The following is a 9,282-nucleotide window of genomic DNA, read 5'->3' on the forward strand; positions in this document are numbered from 1 at the left end:
ATGCTTGGACTTCTTATTGGTGGTTGTGCAGTACAACCCAAGTTATCGCCGATGCAAAAACGGGAAATCACTACAAGAATAATTGATGGAGGCTATGAAAGTGTCTATCGGGCAATTCTAACGGTCATACAAGATCAGGGCTACATTATAAAAAATACTGATATGAATACTGGTCTTATCAACGCGACGATTGACAGGCAAGTGACGACGGGCTCTCAAGTTGCTCAAGCGGTATTTCTTGGTTATGTTGCTGACAAAGGAAGTGAGCTGGATGCTTCGTTCATGGTTAACACAATAAGTGATTTGAAGACGGAAGTTAGACTCAATATTCAGGAAGCTCAGTATGGTCAGACAAGTAAATGGAGCGGGTCTGGCAAACAAACCGTCAAGCAAATCTATGATGTTGAAATTTATAACAGCTTGTTCAATGATATTCAAACCGAGGTAAAGCGAAGAGAGGCGATAAAGGGTTAGGACTCCAGTTGGTCAGGATATACCAGGGACGAACTGAAAGGACATCAGCGACAGTCATCCCAACAGGAATGATTTGAATCAGTAATCGTCCGGCCTTCATAATGATTATTTCTTGATGTCCCTGCATCCGCAGGGATCTTGCCCTGCAAAACCTCCGTCACTGTGTAGATTCAATGGATGGAGGCGGGTTTTCAGCAAACGATTCATCTGAAGCTTGACTCTTTTGAATTTGGTCAACTGTCCAATGAGGAACGTCAGGGACTGCGAATGCAGATACGGAAAGTGCAGCAGGAATAAGACGAAATATTTTCATTTTGATGATTAAGAATAGTTATATTCAATGATTAGTGGCGGAATGCAAATTCAAGGAGGGTGAAGAGCTATGAATTGTGTCAAATTAGTGCTTGTTTCATTAATGGCAACCGTTTCCTCTGCTCAACTTCGAGTTAGTGCGGATGTGACTGGCACACATGAAGTAAAAGTGTTGGGTATCAAGGCTGATAATGATGCCGGGCTTGGGATTACGATCGGATACGACCACGTTCTTGGTGGGACAGGATCAATTGAATATGGTGCGGGTGCTGAATATCAGTTGAACAGAGAGAACAAAGTGGAAGATGCCGATGGCGGAAAGTTTGGATTCACCAGTCCCTACGGTTTCCTGAGGTATGCCCTGAGTGAGCAATTATATGGAGTTGCCCGCATCGGATATGCTCTGCTTTTCAGTGGAGATGATACCTATACAGGTGACGAGATTGATCTTAAGGGTGGTCTGATGTACGGTGTTGGCGGAGGATTCAAATTGAATGATCAGCTGTCAGTTGAGGGTGGTTATTACTCCAATGCGGGAACTGGTGAATTGAGCGAAGAGGGATTAACATTGGACCTCGAGGTGGTGTATACACGGGTCAACGTTGGTGTCAATTATACTTTCTAGATTATCAGGCGTCAAGTCTATTCCCTTTTGAAAGCCTGACCTACCCAGCCGACTGTAACCATTTGTAGAGTCAGAACCCCGAGCGGAGAATAGTGAGGAGCCGCCAAGCTCCTCCCTATTCTGTCAAGTTATTTTCCCGTGAATCATAATGGGGAAAGAACGGTCTCTCCACCCACGAGGCAGGAGGGTTATTGTCTCTTGCCTGAGGCCAGAAGCAACGTGAATGGGCTGCACTCAAACCTTTCGCACCTAACCCATAACAAAGTTTCGCGGTCGCCTTAATTGGACTAGTACCGCAAGTTACATTAGCGATCCGTAATACTTGGGATCCATTGGGCATGTGTGAGATTCGGTCAACCATGTTTATCGGAGTCAAATAGTACCAGATTATGGACACGGTTTGTATGGACACATAGGGGCCTCAGACCAGGAGTGATCGTCGGTAAGGTGCACTGAAGGCGCCGCCCTTACAAGGCGGAGGTCACTGGTTCGTATTCCTCGTTCCGTCTGGAGTTACAATCCTCTTGACTAACCAATCGTGGCTGTAAAACGGGGCAGACTAGAGGAGACCTCTGCCTCGAGATAGTCGATTTTTTCAAGAACTCCCCCTGAGTCCTAAACCTCCGGCTAGGCAGACCTGAACAAAGCAACTTGTCGCCGATGAGGTGGAAAGTCTCAGGTCCATTGCGTATCCGGATAACCGGTATCCCCAGAATCGTACTGGTGCGGTAAGATAGATCACCTGGTAAGACTTCTCCGTAGGCCCCCTCGTATTTCGGTAGTCAACACGCTGGCGGTCTTCAGAATATCGGGAAGGGTGCTTTTGCCGTCTTTCGGGCCAAATTGCAGCCTAATCGCAATCCCCCACCAACGTTCCCGCGGAAAGCACCGCCCTCTTGAGATGGTGGTCACGATTTCGATTTTCCGCAAAAGGATAAATCTGGGACCGTTGGAAGAACAGTTAGTTGTTTCAGGGCGTGGAGGAGACTATTGGGGGGAGCGGCTTCATTTCAATAGCAGCATCTTATGACTCTTTGAATATGAACTGCCATGCGCCGCTTCGGCATGAATGTGGTAAAAGTAAACTCCCGAAGAGACGGGCCCCCCAGTTCTATCCTTCCCATCCCAGAGGATAGAATGATAACCTGCGATCTTGCGATCGTTGACAAGAGTCCTTACCTCACGGCCAAGGATGTCATAAATCACAAGAATCACCCTGGAATCTTCGGTCAGATCATACAAAATGGTCGTGTAAGGATTGAACGGATTGGGATAGTTCTGATGTGAGGCAAATTCCTCAGGGATTGGTCTTAAGTCAATCTCTTTTGTACCCATGCTTACCATGGTCCTGTTATCTGAATAGAAAACATAGCTCACTGTGATGGTGGAATTTTCTCTGGTATAATATTTTGTATCAAACACGATATGTTTCTTATCAACATCGGTGAGATAGCCAAAGTCCACCAACACCTGACCTGATTCCTCGTCTTTCTTGCTAATAAGAATCCTTTCGGCTGTCCTATTATCCAAAACATTGATATTGGCACTGGATGTCTGATATTGCAAAATGAGCTCTCCTGCTGAAGCTTCTTCTGGTATCAAAACAATAACATTCTGGGCTGATTGTCTGAGTTGAAGATCAATTCCAATATTGGAGTATGAGCGTGCCAGAAAGGACGTGTTACTATGAGACCAGTTCCACATGCGGGTGAACACCATCACATCCCGGAGATCATACTTTGCGTCGGGCTCAAGGACGAAGTGAGGTATTTCGCCAGTGACGGGCCCCAGTTCAAGGGAGAAGTTTTTAGTCTTCCATCCATCAACAAAGACAGACAAGTCGCTGACGTCAACTCTCAGGTCGCCTGTGTAATCCGCCAACAGTGCCGTCGGAAAACTGTGTGTCATCTCATTGGATACCTGTCCACTTAAGTCAGCCACATTTTTAAGAGAGACCTGAATGGTATCCAGGCTGGCGAGTGGACTCTGAAATATGACGATCAAACTATCAGCGGATTGGAACTCATCATATTGAAGGGTGAACTCCAGGAAGGATAGTAAGCTCAGTTCATAGTGGCTAATGGTTTCTGAAAACTTGAGTGTGATCTGGAGGTCGCCAATCAAGGGCAAATATGACCCCGAATCAGGCGTAGCCTCAACCACAGACGGTGGACCTGGATAAACATCAACGGTGAACCCATCACTGGATACCGCGTCGGAAACGTTCCCAGCCAGATCAATGGCTCTCACGGAACAGTAGTAGGTGGAACCGTGCTCAAGGCTCAATCCCGTTTGGGCAAATGAACTTCCAGACCCCGCATCCGTGAAGTCCATGACATCCGTTCCACCCGGTGTTGAGCCAATGGCGACTTCATAACGGCTGATGCCACTCTGGCCATCATCAAACCCGCCCCAGTTACAAGACACCAAATTAGCTGAACCTGAATATTCAATATCGCCACTGGTCCCATCGTTCACAATACCGCCCGTTGGGGCTGTTACATCAACTTGAACGCCATCACTACTGGCCACCTCCGAAACATTTGCAGCCATATCGTAGGCTTTCACATTGGCATAATAAATAACTCCCTCGGAAAGACTAAGGTCTTCCGCAGTAGCACTGGAGTCGGTGCCGTTATCCGTCCAGGCCACCACATCTGAATCACCAGGAATAGAACTAATAGCCCACTCGTAAAAAGCAATCTCACTTCCCGCATCCCTGAAGCCAACCCAGTTGGCATCAATCGTAGTGGCGGAAGCCTGAAAATCAACATCGGCATCGGATCCGTCGTTCACCGTCCCAGCTGTGGGATGAGTCGCATCATAGATTATGCTAAACTGAATTGCGGCCGTATTATTGTTGCTCGCTGCGTCCTGAGCTACATTTTCCCCGATGTTTATCGTCACAATACCATCTCCGGAAGGGATCACATCAAAGGTGTAGGTGGTGCCAGAACCCGAAAAATCAATCAAAACCCCACTTCCCACTGTTACATCACTTACTTCAAATCCAGTCACTGCGACACTGAATGCTACTGTAATGGGAATGGGAGACGTATTTGTGGCAAAAGATACACTTGATGAAATCGACACCGTCGGCGCAGATGCATTTACCGTCACCCCGTCAGATGACCCCACCGAACTCACGTTGCCTGCCGCATCTTTCGCACGAACCGAGACGTAGCAGGTCGTTCCATCAGTGAGGGAGAGTGTGGAATTGGAGGCCATGGTGACATTCCCAACTTCGGTCCAATTCTGCACATCTGTGCCACCCAAAGTCGTCCCTATAGCCCACTCATATGAAGCAATTCCGCTTCCCGCATCATTAAACCCACTCCAGTTCGCCTCAACGGTCGTTGTGGAAGCCTGAGCATCAGTATCGGCCCCGGATCCATCGTTCACCGTCCCAGCGGTGGGGGCTGTGACATCGTAGATGATACTGAACTGTGATGCTGTCGCATTCCCATTTCCGGCAGCATCTTGAGCCACATTCGCACCAATGTCTACGGTGACCGTTCCCTCCTGTGAGGGCGCTACACCCAGGACGTACGTCGTACCGGAACCGGAAGAACTGCTTACTGTTGCGTTCACAACCGTCACGTCGCTCGCCTCAAATCCTGTCACCGCCTCGTTGAACGTGACCGTGATGGGAATGGTGGACGTATTGGTGGCAGACCCCGCGGTTGAAGAAATCGTGACCGTCGGCCCTGTGGCGTCTATAGTTACCCCATCACTGGCAGCTGCATCACTCACGTTTCCTGCCCCATCCTTCGCTCGAACCACTGCGTAATAGGTCTGTTCCTCCGTTAACGTAAGTGAGGAATTCGTCGCACTTGTCACATTTCCCACGCCTGTCCAGTTCTGAACACCTGTACCTCCCGACGTGGTTCCAATGGCCCAGTCATACGAAACCACGCCCACCTCATCTGTGAAGCCACTCCAGTTGGCGGCAATCATAGTAAAAGAATTCTGGTAGTCCACATCGTTGCCAGTACCATCATTGACCACTGCGATGGTTGATGAAGGTGGTGTGTTGTCCGCTACTGACGAGGTGGTGAAATTCCACGTGGTTTTATCTGAAATACCAGCAAACTCATTATCGGCCAGATCACGGAATGCCGTTGCATCGATCAACACATAATATTCCGTATTGCTTTCAAAATTGCTTCCTGGATCAACCGTCACCACCACTGTCGAAACCGTGACCTTGCTCCCGGTGACATCCACAACTTCGAAGTTTGTATCGTCAAAACCTTTCTTAATGGTGACATTCCCTGTTCCAACTGTAATGATGTCACTGAACTCTATGACAAGTATCGCATTAGTGGTTACGTCCATTGTTCCATCTGCTGGCGATTGGGAGGCCACGGTAGGGGCTGTGCTATCATAGGTAACGGTGAATTGTGTCGCTGCTATATTCCCATTGCCAGCTGCATCGGTAGCCACATCTGTACCCACATTCACCGTCATGGTTCCAGCTGCAGATGGCGTTACCGTGAATGAATAAGAACTGCCAGAGCCGCTGAAACTTCCGTTTGTGACAGTTCCATTAGTAATGGTCACATCACTGGATATAAATCCCGTCACATCCTCACTAAAGGCCACCGTGATGGGGACGGGCGATGTATTAGTTGGAGAACTGGCCGATGAAGAAATGGTAACAGCGGGAGATGTAGTATCATAGGTAATGCCGAACTGACTGGCCGCGGTGTTGCCGTTCCCTGCGGCGTCAGCGGCCACGTTGGTACCAATGTTTACTGTGACTGTCCCATCCGCGACGGGAGTCATCGTAAAGGAATAGGAGCTGCCGGAACCGGAAAAACTGCCGGTGCTAATACTCCCATTGGTGAGGGAAACATCACCGGCTGCAAATCCTGTGACACTCTCACTGAAGGTCACAGTCACAGAGATCGGCGAGCTGCTAGTAGGGGAAGTTGCGGTTGATGAAATTGTTGTGGTGGGAGCTGTTGCATCATAGGTAACACTGAATTGTGTCGCCGCCGCATTGCCGTTACCCGCTGCGTCCTCGGCGGCATTCGCTGGGACGTCAACAGTCACCACTCCGTCTGTCGTGGGAGTCATATCGAATCTGTAGATCGACCCGGATCCGGAAAAATTGCTCACGGAACCATTGCCTACGGTTACATCTGTGTAGGAAAAACCGGTCACGCTTTCGCTGAAAGTTACTGTGACAGGAATGGGTGAGACATTGGTGGGAGAACTTTCACTGGATGAAATTGATACTGTCGGAGCATTGACATCCGCCGTCGTAAAGCTCCATGATGTGGTAGCGCTAATGCCAGCAAAGCTGTTGCCAACTTGATCGTCAAAGGCAGTTGCATCGATGAGAACATAATACTCCGTTTCACCGGCGAATGTGCCTGCTGGGTTGATGGTTATGGTGGCGCCACCTGAACCCGTTATCTTGGCGGAGGTCACATCTACCGACTCGAATAGGGTGTTATCTGAAGTTTTCTTGATAGAAATGCTCCCTGATTTTGCATCCACGTTTTCAGTGAAAGTGATGATCAAGTTGGCATCAATAGCCACACCCGTCGCATTATCAAGAGGGCTGAAAGAAGATACCGTGGGGCCTGTGGTATCCCAGATAAAGGTTAAGTCGTCGGTATTGCTATTCCCGGCATTATCTGTCACTGTCAACCGAATGGTGAATGTACCGTCAGTATCCGAGGAAATAGTTGTGGTGGAAGCGTTGGCCGTGCCAAACGTAATGGTCCCGGTTCCCGATACTTTACTCCAGGCATAACTGGCAATGCCGGAAGTGGCATCCGTTGAACCAGTCCCGTCCAAAGTGACCTGACTGTTGGTGGTGACGTCCGACCCTGCATTCACCACCGGAGCCGTTCCGTCATAGGTGATACTAAACTGGCTAGCGGCCGTGTTTCCGTTGCCTTCCGCATCGGTGGCCACGTTGGCTGCAATATCGACCTTTACCACTCCGTCGGCGGAGGGAGTCACCGTAAAGGAATAGGAACTCCCTGAACCAGAAAAGCTTCCTGATGTGATTGTACCGTTGGTTAAGGAGACGTCACCGGCAGTAAATCCCGTCACACTTTCGCTGAGGGTGACCGTGATGGGGATGGGAGACGTTTTTGTTGGAGAACTTGCCGTTGACGAAATGGTGACTGTGGGATGTGCAGCCTCAGCTATAGAAAACCAACTTTCATGACCCTCCACCTGATCTGTCGTTCCATCAGCCTGCATATCGTACGCAGTGACTGCAATTGTATCCGTAGTTGAGACGCCGGAGAGAGTGTAACTAGTTACATTACCGACATCGACGAAATTAGAAAAAGAATACCCTGTAGGATTACCATAGTAAATCTTGTATCCCGCCCTATCCCCTTCAGGATTTGCATTCCAGGTAAGCTGTACCCCGCCCGCGGCAGTTTGCTTTACAACCTGTGATGGTGGCGAGATGGGGGCCGTGGTGTCTGGAGCATTTAAGAATGGCAAATAATCCACAAATGCAATTGTATTGTCATCGTTCCAATCATGGATCTTGGATTGAATTTCAGACTCATTGTTTGTTCCCCACCAGTTGTTCTCAGCGTTTATCGTTACAGAGTTCCAAGCTGAAGCACGAATTGTGATCGACTTGCTAACGATATTATTATTGTTCATGGTGGCACCAGGAGAACTGCGACTGCCGGATTCGACTGCGGTGTTAGCCCCATCGTAGATAATAGTATTATTACGGTACACGTTTCCCGCGGTACCTACATTAGTACCTACATACAAGGCGTGGGTTCCATCTTCAGCTTGAATCAAATTATTGTGAATACTGCCGCCAAACCATGTGCTTATACAACCTGCCTCTTTGTCGGAACTGATTATGACGTTATCGTAAATCTCCGGGAGGGCGCCCAACGTCAGTCTGATGCTGGCACTGCCTCCACTCATCCCTCCTGTATTTCCTCCGAAGTTATACAAGAAGATATTCCGAGATATGAGTACGGTTTCTTGTAGTTCTAGATACAGATAGATTCCCCCCGCGTCTGGGCCCCCTGCTCCGTTCGATAATACCACATTATTCTTTAGACTAATAGGACCAGACTGTACAGGATTAACGGGGCCCCCGAGAATTCCCCATTTCTTGTTTTTTGCTATTTTGCTGTTCGTGATTGTGAGCGGGTAGCGTGGCGAAGCGCCAAAGTAGTTTCCTAGGCGGATCCCGATATCGTTTAGTTCAATTGTTGAATTGTTGATATAGGGTGAGTTTGTATTCAGATCCAATCCAACGGAGGCGTAGGTAATCTTGCTGTGTTCCACAATACACCCGCCCGAATAGTTGCCGTTGGCATCGAATGTTGCCACTGAACTTGTACTGGCGAAAACCAAGCCGGTCCAATCTCCGGTCTCAGGAGCAGATGAATTTGAAGTGAAAATGATCGGATTGGTGCTTGTTCCTCGACTAACTAAGGTTCCGTTGACTTGCAGAGATGTTGAAGGCTCGAACTTTATGGTTACTCCGGGCTCAATGGTGAGGGTTACCCCACTGCTTACTAACACGCTCGCAGTGCAAATGTATGGACTGTTCGACGAGGTCCAAGTGGTATTACTATTAATTACGCCACCTACATTTGTCTGGCCATGTATGTCCACAATCACGAAAAGATAAGCTGTAATGAGAAAAAGTTTAGTTCGCACTGATCACTCCATTGACAAAGCCCTTGATCTCCATTGGGGCGTCATCAGGATTCACCAGCTCGCACTCTGACGTATACTGGAGTATAGACTTACCAGGAGCTGTCGTACTAAACACCAAAAAGGCCAAGTTACCCGTCCCAGAGGCAGAAATGCTGTCCGTTCCGAGGAATGAAGTGTAAATGTCTACGGTTCCTGAGCCG

Annotated in this window: 4 protein-coding genes; 2 read left to right on the top strand and 2 right to left on the bottom strand. The window is 48.6% G+C overall.

Annotation, left to right across the window (positions count from 1 at the left end):
• Both V3U24_11695 and V3U24_11700 read left to right on the top strand, forming a co-directional pair.
• The coding region (locus V3U24_11695) for a hypothetical protein (GenBank protein ID MEE9168106.1) at nt 1-474 on the top strand (474 nt) is incomplete at its 5' end.
• 382 nt (nt 475-856) lie between these two features.
• A complete protein-coding gene (locus V3U24_11700; protein MEE9168107.1) occupies nt 857-1,411 on the top strand; it encodes an outer membrane beta-barrel protein in 555 nt (184 codons plus the stop codon).
• Nucleotides 1,412-2,416: 1,005 nt separating this feature from the next.
• On the opposite strand, the gene V3U24_11705 is transcribed toward V3U24_11700, so the two are convergent.
• Nucleotides 2,417-8,773: an Ig-like domain-containing protein gene (locus V3U24_11705; protein ID MEE9168108.1), complete on the bottom strand. Its 6,357-nt coding sequence runs from the start codon at nt 8,771-8,773 to the stop codon at nt 2,417-2,419.
• Nucleotides 8,774-9,071: 298 nt separating this feature from the next.
• On the bottom strand, nt 9,072-9,282 hold a 211-nt coding region (locus V3U24_11710; GenBank protein ID MEE9168109.1), incomplete at its 5' end, for a hypothetical protein.

The sequence above is a fragment of the Candidatus Neomarinimicrobiota bacterium genome (assembly GCA_036476315.1).
Lineage (GTDB): Bacteria > Fidelibacterota > Marinisomatia > Marinisomatales > S15-B10 > JAZGBI01.

Bases quoted from the DNA above. Each gene is read 5' to 3' on its own strand.
- V3U24_11700 (MEE9168107.1), top strand. From the start codon at position 857: ATGAATTGTGTCAAATTAGTGCTTGTTTCATTAATGGCAACCGTTTCC.